The organism is Pseudomonas sp. AC463 (assembly GCF_979253585.1).
Genome location: NZ_CEEDDZ010000116.1, coordinates 1 through 465, shown reverse-complemented (window position 1 = coordinate 465; position 465 = coordinate 1). Strand labels below are relative to the sequence as shown.

Here is a 465-nt window from a genome sequence, read left to right as displayed (position 1 = left end):
ACCTACGGCTTCGACGCGGCATCGAGATTGACGGCGTTGAACCTGAACGCCGGCGGCCAGCCGAGTGCCGGGACGTTCGGGTACAATCCGGCCGGCCAGATCGTGAGCCGGACGGTGTCGAACGACGCCTATGCCTGGGCAGGGGCGGTGAATGCGAACCGGGCCTACACAGTGAACGGTCTGAACCAGTATACCGCATCGGGCGCCGTGGTGCCGACCTATGACGGCCGCGGCAACCTGACGAGCGCAGGCGGGGCTGCGTATCTCTACAACAGCAAGAACCAGCTGTCGGGGGCGAACGGGACGTACCTCTATTACGATGCGACCGGGCGGCTCGATCAGGTGACGCAGTCGGGCCTGCCGTGGGAATGGGAGGGCAGCACTGTGGTGACTGAGCGGTCCGGCGGTGCGATCGTCAAGCGCTACGTGCACGGGGCCGGTGTGGACGAGCCCGTCGTGTGGTAT

1 protein-coding gene is annotated in these 465 nt (G+C 66.0%); it reads left to right on the top strand.

Features of this window, described 5'->3' with window-relative positions:
- A partial coding sequence (locus tag AC0IYH_RS29360) for a hypothetical protein (protein WP_471837552.1) occupies positions 1-465 on the top strand: 465 nt, incomplete at both ends.